Origin of the sequence: Streptomyces sp. 150FB, from assembly GCF_000818195.1 — a bacterium.
Taxonomy (GTDB): domain Bacteria; phylum Actinomycetota; class Actinomycetes; order Streptomycetales; family Streptomycetaceae; genus Streptomyces.
This window is the reverse complement of record NZ_JTHL01000001.1, coordinates 1039476-1059017: the sequence shown is the minus strand read 5'-3', so window position 1 is coordinate 1059017 and position 19542 is coordinate 1039476. Positions and strand designations below refer to the sequence as shown.

Sequence of the window (19542 nt, the reverse complement as noted above, 5' to 3'; positions counted from 1 at the left end):
GGTCTTGAGACGTTCGGCAAGCCGATGGAGTCCGCCGAGGCCGGCGACAATGTCGCGCTGCTGCTGCGCGGCATGCCACGCGACGCGGTGCGGCGCGGCCATGTGGTGGCGGCGCCGGGCAGCGTCGTACCGTCCCGGCGCTTCACGGCGCAGGTGTACGTCCTGTCGGCGCGCGAGGGCGGCCGGACGACGCCGGTCACCTCCGGGTACCGGCCGCAGTTCTACATCCGTACCGCCGATGTCGTCGGCGACATCGACCTCGGCGGGGCGGGCGTCGTACGCCCCGGTGAGACGGTCACCCTGACCGTCGAGCTGGGACGTGACGTACCGCTGGAGCCGGGCCTCGGCTTCGCGATCCGCGAGGGCGGACGCACGGTCGGCGCCGGCACGGTCTCGTCGCTGCTCTGAGGCCCCCGGCGCTTCCGCCTCCCGTACGCACCGACCCACGGGAGGCGGAAGCGCCGGTGTGCGCCACACTTCTCCTGTGGCGAGCGCCGGGCCCGCCACAGGGGGAGGCGGACACCATGACGCGTACGGCCCTGGTCCTCGGTGGCGGCGGAGTCACCGGTATCGCGTGGATGACAGGGGTCCTGCACGGCCTCGCCGAGGCAGGAATACCCGCGACCCGGGCCGATCTGATCATCGGCACCTCGGCGGGCTCCATCGTCGGCGCCCACCTCGCGGCGGAGACCCACGACCTCGCCGACCTGTACGCGAGCCAGCTCGCACCGCCCGACGGCGAGGTCTTCGCCAAGCTGGGCACGGCCGTACTGCTGCGCTACGTGCGCGCCATGATCACCTCCCGTACCCCCGAGGCGTACGGACGCAAGCTCGGCGCCTACGCGCTCCGCGCGGCCACCGAGTCCGAGGAGAAGCGCCGGGCGGTGCTCGCCGGGCGTCTGCGCTTCGACGCGTGGCCGGAGCGGGCGCTCGCGGTCACCGCCGTCGACGCGCTCACCGGCGAACTGCGGGCCTTCGACAAGGACAGCGGGGTGCCCGTCATCGACGCCGTCGGGGCGAGCTGCGCCGTACCCGGCGTCTGGCCGCCGGTCACCATCAAGGGCCGTAAGTGGATAGACGGCGGCATGCACTCGCCCGCCAACGTCCAGCTCGCCGCCGGCTACGACCGGGTCCTGGTCGTCGCCCCCATCGCCTCCGGCAGCAAGGCGGTCCCCTCAGCGCGCGGCCAGGCCGCGGCGCTCACCGCCGCCGGGGCCCGCGTCGAGGTCATCACCCCCGGGGACGCGGCGAAGAAGGCCATCGGCCGCAATGTCCTCGACCCGGCGCGACGGCCGGGGGCCGCCCGCGCGGGCGCCGCCCAGGCCGCCGCGCACGTCGACGCGGTCCGGGCCCTGCTCCAGGACTGACCGCACGCGGTACGCCCGCGGTCCCTGAGCCCTGTCCGGCGGCGCACAATGGGACCGTGAACGAGTCGATACCCGTCATCCGCACCGTGGACAGCGGCAGCGCCAAGCTGCTGCCCGATGTGGACCGGGAGCGGGCCTGGCTGCTGACGGTCGACGGCGCACCGCAGTCCTACGTCGACCTGGACGAGCCGACGCACCTGGAGTTCGAGTACGTACGGCGCCTCGCCCATGTCGTCGACAGCGCGGCCGACGAGGGCCGGCCGCTCACCGTGCTGCACCTCGGCGGCGGCGCCTTCACCCTGCCCCGCTACATCGCGGCGACCCGCCCCGGATCACCGCAGACCGTCGTCGAGTCGGACGCCGCGCTGCTGGAACTGGTCGCCGAGACACTGCCGCTGCCGCCCGGCGCGGGGATCACCGTGCACAGCGCCGACGCCAGACGCTGGATCGCGACCGCACCCGCCCACAGCGCCGACCTGCTGATCGCCGACGTGTTCGGCGGCTCCCGCGTCCCGGCCGCCCTGACGTCCGTCGAGTACGCGGAAGCGGCCGAGCGGGTCCTGCGGCCCGGCGGCGTCTACGCGGCGAACCTCGCCGACGGCGCGCCCTTCGCCTTCCTCCGCTCCCAGCTCGCCACCTTCGCCACGGTCTTCGAGGAGCTGGCGCTGATCGCAGAACCGGCCGTGCTGCGCGGCAGGCGCTTCGGCAACGCCGTACTGCTCGGCTCGCACACCCCGATGGACACGGACGCGCTGGCCCGCCGTACCGCCTCCGACGTCTTCCCCGCCCGCGTCGAGCACGGGAAGCCGCTGCGGCGGCTCATCGGGGACGCCGTGCCCGTACGGGACCGGGGCGCCGTGCCCTCACCCCGGCCGCCCGACGGAGCCTTCAGCATCGGCTGACGGGGCGATGGGCACGGCCTCGACCGGTCCCTGAGCGGCGCCGCCCCCGATGAGGCCCCCGCCGGTGCGGCGGGTCAGCCGCCGTACGTCCGGCACGAAGAGCACCGCGCCCGTGAGCAGCACGATCAGCGCCGAACACCCCCACAGCGCCGCCGTCCGCCCGACGGCGTCCTGGGCCGGGCCCGCGAGCGCCAGGGCCACCGGAGTCAGGCCGACCGAGCCGAGCCAGTCGTACGCCGACACCCGGGAGAGCTTGTCCTCGGGGATCTCCTGGTGCAGCGCCGTCATCCACGACACACCGAACACCTCGACGGACACGCCCACCAGGAACATCAGGGCGATCAGCCACACGATCGGCAGCGGCACGGCCAGACCCGCAGACGGCAGCGCGAGCGGGAAGATGGAGAGCGTCCCGGCGAGCAGCAGCCTGCGCGGCTTCCAGCGCGTCATCACCAGCGCGCCGCCCACCGTGCCCGCGCCGAACGCGGCGAGCGCCAGGCCCCAGGGCGCCGCGCCGCCGAGCCGGTCCTCGGCGACCAGCGGCCCGTACACCGACTCGGCGGCCCCGACGACCGCGTTGACGACGGCGAACTGGACCACGATGGACCACAGCCAGGGCCGTCCCGTGAACTCCGTCCAGCCGTCGCGCAGATCGGCCAGCATCCCGCCGCCCGGCCCGCGCACCGGGACATGACTGACGTCGAGGAAGGCCCGCAGCGATCCCGCCACCAGGAAGGCGGCGGAGTCGATCGCGAGCACCCACCCCGGCCCGACCACGGCGATCAGCGCGCCGCCCAGCGCGGCGCCGCCGATCCCCGCGCCGTTGACCGCCATCCGGTAGAGCGCGAAGGCACGCCCCGCCTGCTCCCCTTCCACGCTGGACATCAGCATGCCCTCGGAGGCGGGGGAGAAGAACGCCTGCCCCGTACCGCCGAGCCCCGCGAGCAGCATCATCTGCCACACCTGGGGATCGCCCGTCAGCACGAGCACGGCGAACGCCGCCTGCGACAGGCAGCTCAGGGTGTTGGCGGCGACCATCACCCGATGCCGGGGCAGCCGGTCGGCCAGTGCCCCGCCGACGAGCAGGAACAGGACCAGCGGGACCGTGCGGGCGGCGGCGACGAGGCCCACGTCCCCGGCGTCGCCACCGGACTGCAACACCGCGAACGCCGAGGCGATCAGGGCCCCTTGACTGCCCAGGTTGGTGGCGATCGCCGCGGCGGTCAGCAGCGTGTAGTTACGCATCGCCGCCGGTCAGCCCGTCTTCAGCAGGCGGACGCTGCCAAGGATCTTCTTCAGTGTCGCGTCGGGTATCTCGCCCGGCACGCTCTTGGCGCCGTAGAAGACCCAGGTGGTGTAGTCGCCCGTGGCGTTGGTGAAGGTGAAGGCGACCGCCTTGCCGTCGCTGTCGCACTTGTCCTTCTTGGGGATACCGGTGGCCGTGGCCGTCGCGTAACTGCCCTTCAGCCCCGACGTGGTGGTGAACGGCGCCGCCTTGCTCACCTTGAGCTTCTGCTTCAGGTCCTTGTCGGGTACGGACTGCGCGTACGCCGCCCACACCCAGCCCGACGCCTCGTTCACCGCGGCCGAGGCGGTGTCCTTGGCGCCCTGGCCGCCCTTGGTGCCGGTCGCTCCCAGGGAGGTGAAGTCCGTCGACCCGTCCGACGGCAGCGTGCACCACGACTTCTTGAAGAGGGCGGGGCTCGAGAACGTGACGAGAGGCGTGCCGTCCTTCTTCTTCTCGTCCTCCAGACCGATGGACTGCCCTGAGCCCTCGACGCTCCAGTCCGGGGGAACGTCGAACTGAGTGCCCCGCTTCGGGTTGGTCACGACCTTCCAGCCGGCGATCTGCGGCGCGGACGAGCCGTCGCCGCCGCGCGGATTGGCCGGCGTCACGGTCGGGTCGGGCTTCGCGGTGGCCGGAGGCGGCGTGTCGTCGGCCGCCTCCGCGTCGTCGTCCTTGCCCCCCAGCACCAGGAACCCGGTGACACCGGCGGCGACCACCACGACGAAGGCGGCGACGACCGCGATGACCGTGGTCTTCCTCCTGCCGCCGGGAGGCGTGGGACCGCCGGGCGGCTGCCCGGGCGCGCCGTACTGCGGGACGGGCGGCTGCTGGTACGGGTTCTGTCCCGGATACCCCGGCGGTGGCTGCTGCTGATAGCCGGGGTCCTGCGGGGGGTAGCCGGGCTGTTGCTGGGGATAGCCGGGCTGCTGCTGTTGCTGCGGATACCCCGGTTGCTGCTGGTAGGGATTGGGCTGCTGCCCCGGCTGCCCGTATCCCGGCTGCCCATATCCGGGCTGTCCGTACTCGGGCTGTCCGTACCCCGGCTGCTGGTAAGGGTTCGGATTCTGATTCGGATTCGGGTTCTGATCCCGCGGATTCTGCTCGCCCCCGGGCGGCTGCTGTCCTGGCCACATGGCGAGTAACGATAGAGGTGCCCACGGTACGGCGGCTACGAGCACCCGGCGCCGGACCCCGGTGGACTCCCGGCGGCCCCCGGCTCACCCCCGCCGGCCGTCGCGCGCCAGCAGGTAGGCTTCCCGGCAGAGGCCCGGCCGGTGCGTGCCGGTATGCGGCACACGCCGCTCGGGAGCAGGGGGAGGAACCAGCTTTGCATGTCCAGGAGTGGCTCGACTCCATCCCGGCGGTCGCCATCTACGTGCTGGTGGCGGGGGTCATCGGCGTAGAGAGCATAGGGATCCCGGTACCGGGCGAACTCGTGCTGGTCGCGGCGACGCTGGTCGCCTCCCAGGGCGACATCAACCCGTACATCCTGGGCGCCTGCGCCTCGGCGGGTGCCGTCGTGGGTGACTCGATCGGCTACGCGATCGGCCGCAAGGGCGGCCGGCCACTGCTCGCCTGGCTCGACCGGAAGTTCCCCAAACACTTCGGTGTGGCCCAGGTCGGCATGGCGGAACGGTCCTTCGAGAAGTGGGGCATGTGGGCCGTCTTCTTCGGCCGCTTCATCGCCCTGCTGCGGATCTTCGCGGGGCCGCTGGCCGGTGTGCTGCGCATGCCGTACTGGAAGTTCCTGACCGCGAACATGCTCGGCGGCGTCATCTGGGCGGGCGGCACGGTCGCCGTCGTCTACTCGGTGGGTGTGGTCGCCGAGGACTGGCTCAAGCGCTTCTCCACGTTCGGTCTGGTCGCCGCCGTGCTGATCGGGATCGCCTCGATGCTGCTCGTACGCAGCCGCGCAAAGAAGGCCTCCCACCGGGCGACGACGGCCGAACCTGCGCTCGCGACGGAACCCGCGCTCGCGACGGCGACCGCGGAGGCGGCCCCGGGGACAGCGGCGGCCGGCTCCCTGACCGCCGAGGCCGACTCCGGCTCAGCAGCGACGGTCGGCGACTGACGGGCCGCTGACGCGGGCCGCTGACGCAGGCGACTGCCGCGGGCCGCTGACGCGGGCCGCTGACCCGAGCCACGGACGGGCGGCCGGCGGCGGGCTCAGCCTTCGAGCGCCTCCCTGTGCGCCTTCGCGAGATCCAGGTACACCGCCGCGTTCAGCGAGATCCCCGCCTTCTCCTCCTCGGTCAGCATCCGCCGGACCTTCGCCGGTACCCCGGCGACCATCGACCCCGGGGGCACCCGCATCCCCTGCGGTACGAGCGTCTGCGCCGCGACCAGTGAGCCGGCGCCGATGTGCGCGCCGTTGAGGACGGTGGCCCCCATCCCGATCAGCACGTCGTCCTCGACGGTGCAGCCGTGCACCACCGCGTTGTGACCGACCGAGACGCGCTCGCCGATCGTGAGCGGGCAGCCGGGGTCAGAGTGCAGGGTGCAGTTGTCCTGGATGTTGCAGTCGGCGGCGAGCACGATCGGGCCGCAGTCCGCCCTGAGCACGGTGTGGTACCAGACGTTGGCACCGGCCGCCACGGTCACATCGCCGACCACCACGGCCGTGGGCGCGATGAACGCCGCCGGATCGATCCTGGGGTCCTTCCCGCCCACCCCCGCGATCAACGCCCGTTCCGTCATGCCGCTCCCTCTCCCTCGGCGCGCCCCGGCGGTTCCCGGGGGCCACGCGTACGGAAACCGTAAGCGAAGGCTCCGCTCGTACGGGAGCCAGGGCGGCCCGGGAATCCGCTGCCCTTTCTGACGGGTGATCAGTGACCACCCGGGGTATGGCCGGTTACTGACCGGCCCCGTACCCGTACTCGGAGCGAGCGGGCAGAGACCGAACCGTACCGACCGAGGAGTGCCATGGCCACCGCACAGCAGGTCCCCGACATCCTGTCGACCGAGTTCGCCGAAAACCCGTACCCCGCCTACCGGATGATGCGCGAGAGCGCCCCGCTCATCTGGCACGAGGCGACCCGGAGCTACCTCATCTCGCGGTACGACGACGTCGAGCACGCCTTCAAGGACCGGGGCGCGGTCTTCACGTCCGACAACTACAAGTGGCAGATCGAGCCCGTGCACGGCCGGACGATCCTCCAGCTCAGCGGGCGTGAGCACGCGGTACGCCGGGCCCTGGTGGCGCCCGCGTTCCGGGGGGCCGACCTTCAGGAGAAGTTCATGCCGGTGATCGAGCGGAACGCCCGCGAGCTGATCGACGCCTTCCGGCACACCGGCTCCGCCGATCTCGTGAATGACTTCGCCACCCGCTTCCCCGTCAACGTCATCGCCGAGATGCTCGGACTCGACAAGGCCGACCACACCAAGTTCCACGGCTGGTACACCGCCGTGATCGCCTTCCTCGGCAACCTGTCGGGCGACACGGGCGTCACCGCGGCCGGTGAGCGCACCCGCGCCGAGTTCGAGCAGTACATGATCCCGATCATCCAGGACCGCCGGGAGAACCTCGGGGACGACCTGCTGTCCACGCTCTGCGCCGCCGAGGTCGACGGCGTACGCATGAGCGACGAGGACATCAAGGCCTTCTGCAGCCTGCTGCTCGCGGCGGGCGGCGAGACGACGGACAAGGCGATCGCGAGCATCTTCGCGAATCTGCTGAGCAATCCCGAACAGCTCGCCGCCGTACGGGAGGACCGCTCACTGATCGCCCGGGCCTTCGCCGAGACCCTCCGCTACACCCCGCCCGTTCATATGATCATGCGGCAGACCGCCACGGAGGTCGAGGTCAGCGGCGGCACGATACCGGCTGGTGCGACGGTCACCTGCCTGATCGGCGCGGCCAACCGCGACGCGGCCCGCTTCAAGGACCCGGACACCTTCAACATCTTCCGCGACGACCTGACCACGACAACGGCGTTCTCGGCGGCCGCCGACCACCTGTCCTTCGCGCTGGGGCGGCACTTCTGCGTCGGCGCGCTGCTGGCCAAGGCGGAGATCGAGACCGGGGTCGGCCAGTTGCTCGACGCGATGCCGGACGTCGCGCTCGCCGAGGGGTTCGACCCGGTGGAGCGGGGCGTGTTCACGCGCGGGCCCGGCTCGCTGCCCGTACGCTTCACGCCGGTCAAGGGCTGACGGCGCTCGGTCGCCGGGTCCGGGAAACACCCCGAACCCGGCGCGCGTGCCACCAGCCTCCGCTGCCGGGCCTGCCACCAGGTCCTACTGCACGACCGGGGTGAACCGCACCGGCAGCGAGGTCAGGCCGCGCATCCAGATGGAGGGACGCCAGGTCAGCTCGTGCGGCTCCACGGTCAGTACGGCGTCCGGCAGCCGCTCCAGCAGCGCCTCCACCGCCGTACGCGCGATCACGTCGGCCAGCAGCGGCGCCGGATAGGGGCAGCGGTGCTCGCCGTTGCTGAAGGAGAGATGCGCCGAGTTCTCCGGGCCGACATGCCCCTCCGGCCAGATCTGCGGATCGGTGTTGGCGGCGGCGAGCCCCAGCACCACACAGTCGCCCGCCCTGATCTGACGGCCCCCGAGCTGGGTGTCCCGTACGGCCCACCGGCCGATGAAGTTCTGCGTCGGGGTGTCGAGCCAGAGCACCTCGTTCAGGGCCTGCCCGACACTGAGCCGCCCCCCTGACACGTTCAGCGCGAACCTGTCGTCGGTGAGCAGCAGCCGCAGTGTGTTGCAGATCCAGTTGGCGGTCGGCTGCTGCGCGGCGGCGATGACGGTGACCAGGTCCTGGACGATCTCCGCGTCCGTCAGCGCCGCCGGGTGGAGCAGCATCCTCGATGTGACGTCCGAGGCGGGATTGCCGCGCTTCTCCCTCACGAGTCGCTCGATACGGGACTGCACCCGCAGATACGCGGCGACCGGGTCCCCTTCCTCGGGGGCGTCCAGCGAGATCCGCAGATCGCGGACGAGTTCCTCGGTGTCCCCGCCGCCGGCCGGCATCCCGCAGAGCTGGACGACGGCCCGCATCGGCAGCGCGTGTGCGTACGCCGTCATCAGCTCGGCCCGGCCGCTGCCGGCGAAGGTGTCGATCAGCCCCTCGGCGATCATGCGGCACATATGGCCCAGCTCGAACTGGTCGACGGCCTCCAGCGCCTCGGTGATCACCCCGGCCCTGCGCTGGTGCTCGGGGCCCTCGGTGAACAGCACCGACGGCTGGTAACCCACGAACGGCATCAGCGGCCAGTCGGAGGGGATGGCCTCCCACTGGTTCCAGCGCCGCGAGTCACGCGCGAACAGCTCGTCGTGGCCGGTGACGTAGGAGAGTTCGGTGTAGCCGAGCACGAGCCAGGCCGGGATGTCGCCGTCCAGCAGGACGGGCGCGACCGGGCCGTGCTCCCTGCGTAACGCGCGGTACAGCTCGGACGGCGTCTGCTGGTACTCCAGGCCGCCCAGCCGTACGGCGCCGGTGTGCGCGTGGGCGGGGCACCCGGGGGGCGGTGACAGGTCGGAGGCCGACTGTCCCCTGGGTCCTAAGGGGTCGGTGGGGTCGGCCGGTCCTGTGGGGTCGGCGAGGTCGGTCATGGTGTCTTCTCCCGGGCCATGGCGAGTTCGTACAGGTGGTCCGCGAGGGTGATCAGGACCTTCTTCCCGGACGAGCGCACCCGGGCGTCGCAGTCGACCATCGGGACGTGCGGCGGCAGCGACAGCGCCTGCCGGATCTCCGCGAGGGAGAAGGCCGAGGCGTCGTTGTCGAAGCGGTTGACCGCCACCACGAACGGCGTCCGGTGGTGTTCGAGACGGTCGATGGCGTACCAGCACTCGCTCATCCTGCGGGTGTCGACGAGGACGACCGCGCCGAGCGTGCCGGAGAACAACCGGTCCCACAGGAACCAGAACCGCTCCTGTCCCGGCGCCCCGAACAGGTAGAGCACCATGCGCTCGTTGAGGCTGATCCGGCCGAAGTCGAAGGCGACGGTGGTGGTGGTCTTGGTGGTGACTCCGGCCGCCTCGTCGACGCCGACCCCCGCCTGCGTCATGACCTCCTCTGTGTTGAGCGGCCGGATCTCGCTGACGGACCTGACGAGGGTCGTCTTGCCGGCGCCGAAGCCGCCGACGATGACGACCTTCAGACCGGTCTCCGCCGCGTCGGCCAGCGGGGTGCGGGCCGGCAGCTCAGAGATTGCGGAGTCCATTGAGCACCTCCTTCAGAAGGACGGAGTCGAGCAGCGCCGAAGCGGCGTCGACCGTACGCGGATGCCGGGCGGTGATCCGGTTCGTCGCCAGGAGGTCGCCGAGCAGGATGCGTACGACGGTCACCGGCAGCTTCAGCTCCGCCGAGATCTCGACGACCGCCGTCGGATGCCGGCACATGCCGAGGATCTTGACCTGCTCCGACTGCATGCCGGGGGTCGGCGCGCACTCGCTGACGATCAGGGTGACCAGGTCGAAGATGTCGTCGTCGACCCGGCTGCGGCCGCCGGTGACGGTGTAGAGACGGTCGGGGTCCCCGGTGTCCACAGGCCGGCGAATCATGACAGCGGACTCTCCCGCCTCTCACGCGCGGGAACGCGCGGCTCGGCCACGAGATGTTCACCGATCTGTTCGACCAGCTCCGTCATCTGGTGGCCCACCACACCCGGGTCGGCGCCGTCCTCGGCGACGACGGCGAGATGCGCGCCGTCCCCCGCCTCGACGATGAAGAGAAGACCGCCGTGGAACTCGGTCATCGAGTGCCGTACCCCGCCCGTGCCGTTGCCGAACTCCACCGAGGCGCCCTGGGCGAGCGCCTGGATCCCGGAGCAGATCGCGGCGAGCTGGTCGGCCTGGTCGAGCGTGAGATGGCGGCTCCAGCAGAGTTTCAGCCCGTCGCGGGAGAGCACCAGGGAGTGCCGGGTGCCGGGGGTGCGTTCCAACAGGCTCTCCAGGAGCCAGGTCAGGCTGTTGTCAGTGGTCTGCATGGTGTGGATGGGGGCGGATCGTGCCCACAGGAGCGGTCACCGGCCCGTGCCTCCAATCTCGACGTTCTCGGGCGGGGGATGGGGCGCCGTTACCCGGGCGCCGTACGGGGGCTCACGTGGCCGGCGGTCCGTCCTCTCCTCGCGGGGGTGCTTGCGGGGGTCCTTGCGGGGGCGAGTGGCGCGAGCGGTGGAAGGCCCCGAACTGAGAGCCCGCGTCCCGGCCCGGACCCGTCCCGCCGCGTACCGCCTCCGGATGCGCCCGGTCGCGGTCGGCGGCGGCCATCGTGCGGCCAGGGGGCCTGACCGGCAGACCGCCGGGGGTGGCCGTCCGGAACCCGTCGGTGGGTGCCTCGGTCCGCGCGGGGGGCACGTCGGCCCGTACGGGGGGCGGGAGTTGGGGTGCGGGTGCGGGCGACGCGGTCTGCGGTACGGCGGTGCCCGGCGCCGGCCCCCGCAGCGGGGCCATGTCCTCGGCCGTACCGCGCTGTTGGGCGAGGAGTTGCGGCGGGACCAGCACCACGACACCCGTACCGCCGCGCGACGAAGGGCGGAAGTTGACGCTCATGCGGTACTTGGCCGCGAGCCGGCCGACCACGGACAGCCCGAGCCGGGTGCCCTGGAGCGCCGCGAGGTCGTTGAACCGGCCCGACACGCACTCCTCGGCGCGCCGCATCGCGGCGTCGGCCATCTTCAGGCCGCTGTCCTCGATGGTCACCACGATGCCGGCGGTGCGTTCCTCGACATAGACATGGACCTCGTCTATGGGCGGCGAGAAGTTCGCCGCGTTGTCCATGAGTTCGGCGAGGAGGTGCATCACTCCTTCGGCGGCGAACCCGGCGATCGCCGCGCTGCTTGAGCAGTGCAGCCGCACCCGCCGGTAGGCGGCGATACGGCCGACGGCGCCGCGCAGGATGCTCTCCATGGCGATCGGCTTGTTCCAGGCGCGGCTGCCGCGGCCGCCCATCAGCAGCGCGAGCCGGTCGGTGAGCAGGCCGAGCTGCGAGGTGTTGTGGTCGAGCTTCAGCAGGTCGCCGAAGACCTCCTCGCCGTACCGGTCCTGCATGTCGCGCAGGTCGGCCAGCATGGACACGGCCTTCGCCTGCACCCGGCTCAGCGCCTTGGCGCTGGCCGCCTGCGCGGCGGCGGCGCGCCGCTCGCTGATCGCGAACTCCCTTACCAGCACGTCCATCAGGACCCGCAGCCGAGGATCGGACGGCGGATCGAGGGTGGCGAGGACGGTGTCGGCCGAGCCGCCCTGGCGCAGCCCGCCGATGGCGGCCGGCAGTGTCTTCGCCGACAGCCGGTCGAGGTCGTCGGCCGATTCCGTCAGCCGGCGCAGGGCCCGCTCGCAGTCGGCGTCCGCCGTCGCGGCGCGCAGCTCACCGGCCGCGATCTCGGAAGCGAACATCTCCAGGAGACGGCGCAGTTGGGGGTCGGCGGGCCCGGCGGACGTTCCGGGCCCGTACGGGCCCGGAAAAGCGGAGGTCGCCGCGAGGGTCTCCTCGATGCCTGCCCCGTCGCGCAGTTTCTTGACCACGGCGGGCAGCGCTACGTTGACCAGGTGCGCGGTGTCGGCCGCCGACCGGGCCGACAGGGCCTGCGCGGTGCGGATCTCACCGTCCGACGACACGGCGGAGCGCCGTACCTGTCGTAACAGCAAGGTCGCCATGACAACCGTGCAGGCGACGAACGCCCAGGCGACCATGACCGTCGGTGTCACCCAGGCACGGGCGGGCCCCGGGGCGGCGACGGCGACAGCCACGGCGGCGGCACCGCTCACCACGAGAAGGGCGAGAGATGGGAAGAGCGGCAGCGGGCGTGTTCTGCGTATCCGGTGCGGGCTCGGGGTGACGGGCACTGACATTCCGCGGTCCCTCGGTGCTTGAGTGCGGGGGGTTGACAGACCGGCCGACCAGCGCGCATCGGCCGCGGCGCTCATGCTAGGCACGGGGGTTCACGGATCAGGCGCAGAAGTGCGCCGGGTGCACTCGCACGGAGGAGTTCACGCGGAACCCCTCAATCCGGATGCGGGACCGTGATAGGGGCGGGCGGGATACAGGGGTCGCGTGGGGCGGTTTCCGCCCGTGCCGCTCGCGCCGCTGGTCTCGCCCGGTCTCTTCGGCCGAGGCGCCGCCGACTATCGTGTCGGGGTGCCGAACAGCAGAAACACGGGTCGACCGTTCACCGCGTGGCGGCGGCGGCTCGTGTCGCGGGCCGTCCAGCAGGGCTGGCACTGGATACAGGGGGCGGGCGCCGTCACCGCCGAGCATCCGGGCCGGCTGCGCTTCGGCCGGATCGGCCCGGGAACCCGGCTCGCCTTCCCGCAGGGCACGGTCTTCGGCGAGCGGTGGATCCGCCTCGGTGACCACTGCGTCATCGGCGAACACGTCACGCTGACAGCGGGGATGTGGCCGGGGCCCGACCTCGGACCCGATCCGGTCCTGACGCTGGGGGACGGCGTCGTGCTGGGGCGCGGCAGCCATGTCGTCGCCGACGCGGCCGTGACCATAGGGTCCGAGACGTACTGCGGTCCGTATGTCTACATCACCTCGACCAACCACAGTTACGACGATCCGCACGCCCCCGTCGGCAAGCAGTGGCCGCGCCGGGCGCCCGTGGTGATAGGGAAGAACTGCTGGCTGGGGACCGGCGCCGTGATCCTCCCGGGGGCGCGGCTCGGCAGGAACGTGGTGGTCGCCGCCGGTTCCGTCGTACGGGGAGAGGTGCCGGACCACGCGGTGGTGGCCGGTGCGCCGGCCCGTACCGTACGGACCTGGGACGAGGAGCGCGGCTGGCAGCCGCCGCTGCGGACGCCGGCGCCCGCGCCGATTCCCGAGGGCGTCACGGCGGAACAGCTCAGGAGGCTGGCCGGGTCGGCCGGTCCGGCCGGTCCGGATCCAGAGAGTTGAGACCGGGGCGCTGAGACCGGGGAAGTCAAGACCGGGGTGCTGAGACCGGCTCAGGTGGCGCTCAGCCGGAGGCGAGCAGGACCGTACCCACCAGCGCGAGCCCGGCCCCGGCTGCCTGGACGGCGCGCAGCCGTTCGCCCAGCACCCCGCGCGCCGCGACCGCCGTGATCACCGGGTAGAGCGAGGCCAGTACGGCGGCGACGGTGACGGGACCGTGCTGCGCTGCGACGGAGTAGGTGCCGTTGGCGGCGACATCGGCGAGCCCGACGAAGGCGAGCGCGGGCAGCGCGGCCCGTACGGCACTTCCGCCGCCGTCGGCCGGCGCCGGGAGCGCGGGCGCGCCGCGCCGTACCGCCGCGTACAGCGCGCCGCCGCCGACCAGGACATTGGCGACCCGCTGGACGAAGAGCGCGAGGAACAGCCCGGTGAGCGTGGTCGACGCCTCGGAGATCAGCGCCATGACCGCGCCGAACCCGACAGCGGCGATCAGGGTCAACAGCACGGCCCGGCGCTGGACGGGCGCGCCGCGCAGTTCGGGCCCGCCGGCGAGGACGATCCCGGCGACGGCCACGGCGATGCCCGCCGTCTGCACCAGTCCCGGCCGCTCGCCGACGACGATCCCCACCGCGACGGGTACGGCGACACCCACCGAGCAGAGCGGTGAGACCACGCCCATCGGGCCGAGCGCGAGCGCCTTGTAGAAGCTGAGCATGGCGACCGGGCCGACCGCACCGGCGGCGACCGCGTACCAGAGTTGCGGCCCCGCCTCGCTCCAGCCGCCGGTGGCGATCACTATCGCGCCGAGGACCACGACGGCGATCGCCTGCGAGACCACGACCACCGTCAGAGCCGGGATACGGCGGGTGAGCAGCCCTCCGCCGAAATCGGCGAAACCCCACAACACACTGGTGGCGAGGGCGAACAGTGCCGTCACGCGGAGCCTCGCAGTACAGTTCGGTGAACGAATCGGTGCACCAAAGCATAGTGCAGTCCATTGCACCGCACCATTGAATATATTGGACGGAATGTGTCGGACCTCGATCAGCTCACGCAGTCGCTCGCCCGCAATCTCAAACGCTGGCGCGGCGAGCGCGGCTTCACGCTCGACGCCCTGGCGGCGCGCGCCGGGGTCAGCCGGGGCATGATCATCCAGATAGAGCAGGCCCGTACGAATCCGAGCGTCGGCACCACGGTCAAGCTCGCCGACGCCCTCGGTGTCAGCATCACGACGCTGCTCGACTATGAGCAGGGCCCGCAGGTCAGAGTCGTACCGGCGGACCAGACCGTACGGATGTGGTCGACCCCGGCAGGCAGCCGTACGACGCTGCTCGTCGGCACGGAGGCGGGCGGCCCGCTCGAAATGTGGTCCTGGAAGCTGATGCCGGGCGACGGCAGTTCGTCCGACCCGCATCCGGACCGCACGACCGAACTGCTGCATGTGACCGCGGGCGAGCTGACGCTCGTCGTCGACGGCGAGGCGCATCCGGTCCCGGCCGGATCGTCGGCGACCTTCGAGGCGAACGTCGCGCACAGCTATCGCAACGAGGGCACCGAGGCGGTCGAGTTGATCATGTGCGTCTCGATCCCGCCGGTGGGCTGACGGCGGTCCGAGGCGGCGGGACCGGCGGCGGGGGAGCGGCTGTTAGCGTGGGAGTCATGCGCGCTCCCATCGGAAACTTCGACGAGGCCGTCCCCGCACCGGACTGCCTCGACCTGCTCACGGCCCCCGTGGCGGCGGCCGTCCGCGCCTGGAGCGGCGATGTACCGGCCGAGCAATTGCTGTTCGTGGACACGGATCCCGAAGTCGCCGACACCGCCGCCTTCGTCGAGCACTACGGCGCCGACCTCATGGACCACTCGGCGAACTGCGTGGTCGTGGCCGGCAAGCGCGGCGGCGAGTCGACGCTCGCCGCCTGCGTGGTCCTCTCGCGTACGCGCGTCGACGTCAACGGCGTCGTACGAAAGCAACTGGGCGCCCGCAAGGCGTCGTTCGCCCCGATGGACACGGCGGTCGGCGAGAGCGGCATGGAGTACGGCGGGATCACCCCGATCGGCCTCCCCGCCGCGTGGCCGCTCCTGGTGGACTCGGAAGTCGTGGACACGGAATGGGTCCTGATCGGCAGCGGCACCCGCCGGGGCAAACTGATCGTGCCGGGCAAGGCCCTGGCGGGCCTGCCGGGCGTCGTGGTGGTCGAGGGCCTGGGAACAGCCTGACGACGCCCGTTCAGCCAAGGAGCGGTCCAGGCGGGGGCTGTTCAGCCCAGGGGCGGTTCAGCCGGGGGCTGTTCAGCCCAGCAGCGGTTCAACCCAGGGCCGGGATCTCGATGGCGGGGCAGCGGTCCATGACCATGTCGAGGCCCGCCGCGCGGGTGCGGTCGTACGCCGCCTCGTCGATGACGCCGAGCTGGAACCAGACGGCCTTGGCGCCGACCTCCACGGCCTCGTCGGCGACCGCGCCCGCGAGGTCGCTGTTGACGAAGACGTCCACCACGTCGACGTCGAACGGGATGTCGGCCAGCGACGCGTACCCCTGCTCCCCGTGCACCGTCGCCGCCTTCGGGTGCACCGGCACCACGCGCTTGCCGAAGCGCTGGAGCGTCGCCGCCACCCCGTAGGCCGCCCGCTCGCGGTTGTCGGAGAGGCCGACCACCGCCCAGGTGTCGCCCGTCTGCGTGAGGATCTTGCGGATCGTCTCTGCGTCTGCGTACATACCCGGAACAACGGCCCTGCCGCCCCGACCATTCCCGTTGACCGCCCCCGTACGGGCCCCGCATAGGCTGGGGCGATGGCCGAGCAGTACAGGACCGTCGCGCGCGGGCGTGCACGAGACCGAGATCAACCACTCGCGCTTCCTCTGCGCGCTGGCTCCCGTCACGAGCGAGCGGGAAGCGCGGGAGTTCGTCGACCGGGTACGCGCCGAGCACCCGGCGGCGAGCCACAACTGCTTCGCCTACGTGATCGGCGCCGACGCCTCCGTACAGAAGGCGAGCGACGACGGGGAGCCCGGCGGTACGGCGGGGGTGCCGATGCTCCAGATGCTGCTGCGCCGCGAGATGCGGTACGTGGCCGCCGTCGTCACCCGCTACTACGGCGGGGTCAAGCTCGGCGCCGGCGGCCTGATCAGGGCGTACGGGGGAGCAGTCGGCGAGGCCCTGGACACCGTCGGCACGCTCACCCGGCAGCGCTTCCGGCTCGCCACCTTCACCGTGGACCACCAGCGCGCCGGCAGGCTGGAGAACGAGCTGCGGGCCACCGGACACGCCGTGCGCGAGGTGCGGTACGCGGAGGCCGTCACGATCACGGTCGGGCTGCCCGAGGCGGACGTCGAGACCTTCCGGAGCTGGCTGGCCGACGCCACAGCGGGGACCGCCGTACTGGAACTCGGCGACGAGGCGTACGGCGACGCCTGACCCGCGGCCTCGGCCCCGGCCCGGCGGGCTCCTCCGGCCCCGCGCGCCCGGCCTGCGGCGCGTCATTCCCCGTCCGTGCCCCCTGAACCGAGCCGCGCCGCCGAGTCGAGGATGAGGTCGAGGCCGAAGGCGAACCGCGTCTCGAACGCACCGTCCACGAGATACGGCAGCGCCGGCGTCAGCGACGGATGCTTCTCGGGCGACAGCGCGGACCCGACGACGTCCGCCATCGGCCCCGGTGAACCCTGCTGCTCCTGGGCGAGACCGAGCACGAAGGAGACAACGGTCCAGCAGGCCCAACCCGCCGCCCGGACCGGCAGCCCGCCGTCCAGCAGCGCACGCAACAGCGCCTCAGCCACCCGGAGCGTGGCGGGCTCCGCCGTGAAGGTCCCGGCCACCAGCCGCGCACCGTCCCGGCGCGCGAGCAGCGCGGCGCGACAACGCCCGGAGAGTACGGTGGCCCGCTCGCGCCAGTCAGTGGGCAGACCGTCCAGGCTCACCCCGGCGATGATGGCGTCCGCCATCAACTCCCGTAGCCGCGCCTTCGACTTCACATGCCAGGACACGGTGTTCAGCCGCACCCCGAGACGCCGGGACACGGCACGCAGCGTCACCGCGTCCCAGCTCTCCTCGTCCAGCAGGGCGAGGGCCGCCTCGACGACGTCGGCCGGCCGGCCGGCCCCGGACGGGGCCCTTGTTGGCCTTGATGGTCACCTCGCGATCTTATCGGCGGGAAAATCGGGGTCCGTGAGAGACAAGGGACCCACCGGGGTTAGCGTGGTGAGTTCTGATCGTGAGGAAGGCAGCTATGCAGCGCGGGGCCGTCTCTTGAGGATTCTGCACACGTCCGACTGGCATCTCGGGCGCTCGTTCCACCGGGTGAGCCTGCTGGCGGCGCAAGCCGCCTTCCTCGACCATCTCGTGGCCACGGTGCGCGCCCGCGAGGTGGACGTCGTCCTCGTGGCGGGGGACGTCTACGACCGCGCTGTGCCGCCGCTCGCCGCCGTCGAACTCTTCGACACGGCGCTGCACCGGCTCGCCGCCGAGGGCGTACCGACCGTGATGATCTCCGGGAACCACGACTCCGCCCGCAGGCTCGGCGTGGCCGCCGGCCTCATCGAGCGCGCCGGGATCCACCTGCGGACCGACCCGGCCCGCTGCGCCACCCCCGTGATCCTCGCCGACGCCCACGGCGACGTGGCCTTCTACGGTCTGCCGTACCTCGAACCCGCCCTCGTCCGCGACGAGTTCAAGGCGCCGAGGACCGGACACGAAGCGGTGCTGACCGCCGCGATGCGGCGGGTCAGGGACGACCTCGCCACCCGTACCGCCGGTACCCGCTCCGTCGTTCTCGCGCACGCCTTCGTGGCGGGCGGCGACCCCAGCGAGAGCGAGCGCGACATCACCGTCGGCGGGGTCGCCGCCGTGCCCGCGGGTGTCTTCGACGGCGTCGACTACGTCGCCCTCGGCCATCTCCACGGCGCGCAGGCCATCAACGAGCGCGTACGGTACGCCGGTTCGCCCCTCGCCTACTCCTTCTCCGAGGCCGCGCACCGCAAGACCATGTGGCTGGTGGACCTCGGCCCCGACGGCGCGGTCGAAGCCGCGGAACGTGTCGACTGCCCGGTGCCGCGTGCCCTCGCCAGGATCCGGGGCCGGCTCGACACCCTGCTCGAAGATCCCGGCCTCGCGCGCCACGAGGAGTCCTGGGTGGAGGCCACACTCACCGACCCCGTCCGCCCCGCCGAGCCCATGGCGCGGCTCATCGCACGCTTCCCCGGCACCCTGAGCCTGGTCCTCGACCCCGAGCGGACCGACGACGACCGGTCCGCCTCCTACGCCCAGCGCCTCCAGGGCCGCACCGACCAGCAGATCGCCGAGGACTTCGTGGCACACGTACGAGGCGGATCAGGACCCGACGCACCCGAACGCACCGTGCTGCGCGGCGCGTTCGACGACGTACGGGTCGACGCCACCGTGCGCGAGGTGACCCCATGAGACTGCACCGCCTGCGCGTCACCGCCTTCGGCCCCTTCGCCGGCACCGAGGAGATCGACTTCGACGCGCTCTCCGCCGCCGGGATCTACCTGCTGCACGGCCCGACCGGCGCCGGAAAGACATCGGTGCTCGACGCCGTCTGCTACGCGCTGTACGGAGCCGTCCCCGGTGCCCGCCAGAGCCCCGGCGCCACCCTGCGCAGCGACCACGCCCCGGCGGGCACCTTCACCGAGATCGAACTCGAACTGACCGTGGGGGAGCGGCGGTTGGAGATCAACCGGCGTCCCGCGCAGCTCCGCCCGAAGAAGAACGGGCGCGGTGTCACCACCGAGCGGGCGCAGAGCGGGCTGCGTGAGTACGACGCGGGCAGCGCGACCTGGCGCGCCCTGAGCCGCTCGCACCAGGAGGTCGGCGAGGAGATCAGCCAGCTCCTCGGGATGAGCCGGGAGCAGTTCTGCCAGGTGGTGCTGTTGCCGCAGGGCGACTTCGCGCGGTTCCTGCGCGCCGACGCCGAAGCACGGGGCAAGCTGCTGGGACGGCTCTTCGACACCCGCAGGTTCGCCGCCGTCGAGGAGCGGCTCGCCGAACTGCGCCGCACCGCCGAACAGCGGGTACGCGCGGGGGACGAGCGGCTGACCGGGATCGCCCAGCGCGTCGCCCAGGCCGCCGGGAGCGGCTTCGCCCTCGCGCCCCCCGACCGGCAGCCGGGCGACCCCGGTCTCGCCCCCGCAGTCCTGGA

General features: G+C 72.2%; 20 protein-coding genes and 2 pseudogenes. 11 read left to right on the top strand and 11 right to left on the bottom strand.

Annotation, left to right across the window (positions count from 1 at the left end; genetic code table 11):
• From QR77_RS04055 to QR77_RS04045, 3 genes and pseudogenes are all read left to right on the top strand, one after another.
• Positions 1 to 408, top strand: a pseudogene (locus QR77_RS04055) (elongation factor Tu); the annotation flags it as partial.
• Positions 409 to 524: 116 nt separating this feature from the next.
• On the top strand, positions 525 to 1367 hold the full coding sequence (locus QR77_RS04050) for a patatin-like phospholipase family protein (RefSeq protein ID WP_040019713.1): 843 nt from the start codon (positions 525 to 527) through the stop codon (positions 1365 to 1367).
• 56 nt (positions 1368 to 1423) lie between these two features.
• Complete coding sequence (locus QR77_RS04045; RefSeq protein ID WP_040019712.1) at positions 1424 to 2269, top strand: fused MFS/spermidine synthase; 846 nt, start codon at positions 1424 to 1426, stop codon at positions 2267 to 2269.
• Here QR77_RS04045 and QR77_RS04040 read toward each other — a convergent pair.
• The gene (locus QR77_RS04040; RefSeq protein ID WP_052488517.1) at positions 2231 to 3514 is read right to left on the bottom strand and encodes an MFS transporter; all 1284 of its coding nucleotides are present in this window, start codon (positions 3512 to 3514) and stop codon (positions 2231 to 2233) included. The two genes, QR77_RS04045 and QR77_RS04040, sit on opposite strands and share 39 nt — an antisense overlap.
• Before the next feature lie 9 nt (positions 3515 to 3523).
• Positions 3524 to 4690, bottom strand: coding sequence for a hypothetical protein (locus QR77_RS04035; protein ID WP_040019710.1), 1167 nt, complete (start codon positions 4688 to 4690; stop codon positions 3524 to 3526).
• Positions 4691 to 4884: 194 nt separating this feature from the next.
• Here QR77_RS04035 and QR77_RS04030 point away from each other — a divergent pair, with 194 nt between their 5' ends.
• Entirely contained in the window at positions 4885 to 5628 is a 744-nt protein-coding gene (locus QR77_RS04030; protein WP_040019708.1) for a DedA family protein, read from the top strand.
• 95 nt (positions 5629 to 5723) lie between these two features.
• Here the strand turns inward: QR77_RS04030 and QR77_RS04025 are convergent, their stop codons facing one another.
• Entirely contained in the window at positions 5724 to 6254 is a 531-nt protein-coding gene (locus tag QR77_RS04025; protein ID WP_040019707.1) for a gamma carbonic anhydrase family protein, read from the bottom strand.
• A 225-nt stretch (positions 6255 to 6479) separates the two neighbouring features.
• On the opposite strand from QR77_RS04025, the gene QR77_RS04020 reads away from it, so the two are divergent.
• Positions 6480 to 7706: a cytochrome P450 gene (locus tag QR77_RS04020; protein WP_040019706.1), complete on the top strand. Its 1227-nt coding sequence runs from the start codon at positions 6480 to 6482 to the stop codon at positions 7704 to 7706.
• A gap of 84 nt (positions 7707 to 7790) precedes the next feature.
• On the opposite strand, the gene QR77_RS04015 is transcribed toward QR77_RS04020, so the two are convergent.
• From QR77_RS04015 to QR77_RS03995, 5 genes are all read right to left on the bottom strand, one after another.
• Positions 7791 to 9110 (bottom strand): cytochrome P450, encoded by a 1320-nt coding sequence (locus tag QR77_RS04015; protein ID WP_236710533.1) that lies wholly within the window; start codon positions 9108 to 9110, stop codon positions 7791 to 7793.
• Entirely contained in the window at positions 9107 to 9721 is a 615-nt protein-coding gene (locus QR77_RS04010; RefSeq protein ID WP_040019705.1) for an ATP/GTP-binding protein, read from the bottom strand. Before QR77_RS04010 ends, QR77_RS04015 begins: the two co-directional genes overlap by 4 nt.
• Positions 9702 to 10061, bottom strand: coding sequence for a DUF742 domain-containing protein (locus tag QR77_RS04005; protein WP_040019704.1), 360 nt, complete (start codon positions 10059 to 10061; stop codon positions 9702 to 9704). Before QR77_RS04005 ends, QR77_RS04010 begins: the two co-directional genes overlap by 20 nt.
• Positions 10058 to 10486 carry a roadblock/LC7 domain-containing protein gene (locus QR77_RS04000; protein ID WP_040019703.1) on the bottom strand — a complete coding sequence of 143 codons (429 nt, stop codon included), beginning with the start codon at positions 10484 to 10486 and terminating at the stop codon, positions 10058 to 10060. Before QR77_RS04000 ends, QR77_RS04005 begins: the two co-directional genes overlap by 4 nt.
• A 112-nt stretch (positions 10487 to 10598) precedes the next feature.
• Positions 10599 to 12350, bottom strand: a complete 1752-nt coding sequence (locus tag QR77_RS03995) for an ATP-binding protein (RefSeq protein ID WP_052488516.1) — start codon at positions 12348 to 12350, stop codon at positions 10599 to 10601.
• Between the two features lie 286 nt (positions 12351 to 12636).
• Between QR77_RS03995 and QR77_RS03990 the strand changes: the two genes are divergently transcribed.
• Complete coding sequence (locus tag QR77_RS03990; protein WP_052489528.1) at positions 12637 to 13395, top strand: acyltransferase; 759 nt, start codon at positions 12637 to 12639, stop codon at positions 13393 to 13395.
• A gap of 61 nt (positions 13396 to 13456) precedes the next feature.
• Here QR77_RS03990 and QR77_RS03985 read toward each other — a convergent pair whose 3' ends face one another.
• Positions 13457 to 14329, bottom strand: coding sequence for a DMT family transporter (locus QR77_RS03985; RefSeq protein ID WP_040019702.1), 873 nt, complete (start codon positions 14327 to 14329; stop codon positions 13457 to 13459).
• Positions 14330 to 14422: 93 nt separating this feature from the next.
• On the opposite strand from QR77_RS03985, the gene QR77_RS03980 reads away from it, so the two are divergent.
• Both QR77_RS03980 and QR77_RS03975 read left to right on the top strand, forming a co-directional pair.
• Positions 14423 to 14995 carry an XRE family transcriptional regulator gene (locus tag QR77_RS03980; RefSeq protein ID WP_040019701.1) on the top strand — a complete coding sequence of 191 codons (573 nt, stop codon included), beginning with the start codon at positions 14423 to 14425 and terminating at the stop codon, positions 14993 to 14995.
• 56 nt (positions 14996 to 15051) lie between these two features.
• On the top strand, positions 15052 to 15609 hold the full coding sequence (locus QR77_RS03975; RefSeq protein ID WP_040019700.1) for a YbaK/EbsC family protein: 558 nt from the start codon (positions 15052 to 15054) through the stop codon (positions 15607 to 15609).
• An 88-nt stretch (positions 15610 to 15697) separates the two neighbouring features.
• Here the strand turns inward: QR77_RS03975 and QR77_RS03970 are convergent, their stop codons facing one another.
• Positions 15698 to 16105, bottom strand: coding sequence for a CoA-binding protein (locus tag QR77_RS03970; RefSeq protein WP_040019699.1), 408 nt, complete (start codon positions 16103 to 16105; stop codon positions 15698 to 15700).
• A gap of 75 nt (positions 16106 to 16180) precedes the next feature.
• On the opposite strand from QR77_RS03970, the pseudogene QR77_RS03965 reads away from it, so the two are divergent.
• Positions 16181 to 16805, top strand: a pseudogene (locus tag QR77_RS03965) (YigZ family protein).
• A gap of 62 nt (positions 16806 to 16867) precedes the next feature.
• On the opposite strand, the gene QR77_RS03960 reads toward QR77_RS03965, so the two are convergent.
• Positions 16868 to 17404, bottom strand: coding sequence for a TetR/AcrR family transcriptional regulator C-terminal domain-containing protein (locus QR77_RS03960; protein WP_347359769.1), 537 nt, complete (start codon positions 17402 to 17404; stop codon positions 16868 to 16870).
• Positions 17405 to 17633: 229 nt separating this feature from the next.
• Between QR77_RS03960 and QR77_RS03955 the strand changes: the two genes are divergently transcribed.
• Both QR77_RS03955 and QR77_RS03950 read left to right on the top strand, forming a co-directional pair.
• Positions 17634 to 18803, top strand: a complete 1170-nt coding sequence (locus tag QR77_RS03955) for an exonuclease SbcCD subunit D (protein WP_040019698.1) — start codon at positions 17634 to 17636, stop codon at positions 18801 to 18803.
• The coding region (locus QR77_RS03950) for an SMC family ATPase (RefSeq protein ID WP_040019696.1) at positions 18800 to 19542 on the top strand (743 nt) is incomplete at its 3' end. The genes QR77_RS03955 and QR77_RS03950, both read left to right, overlap by 4 nt.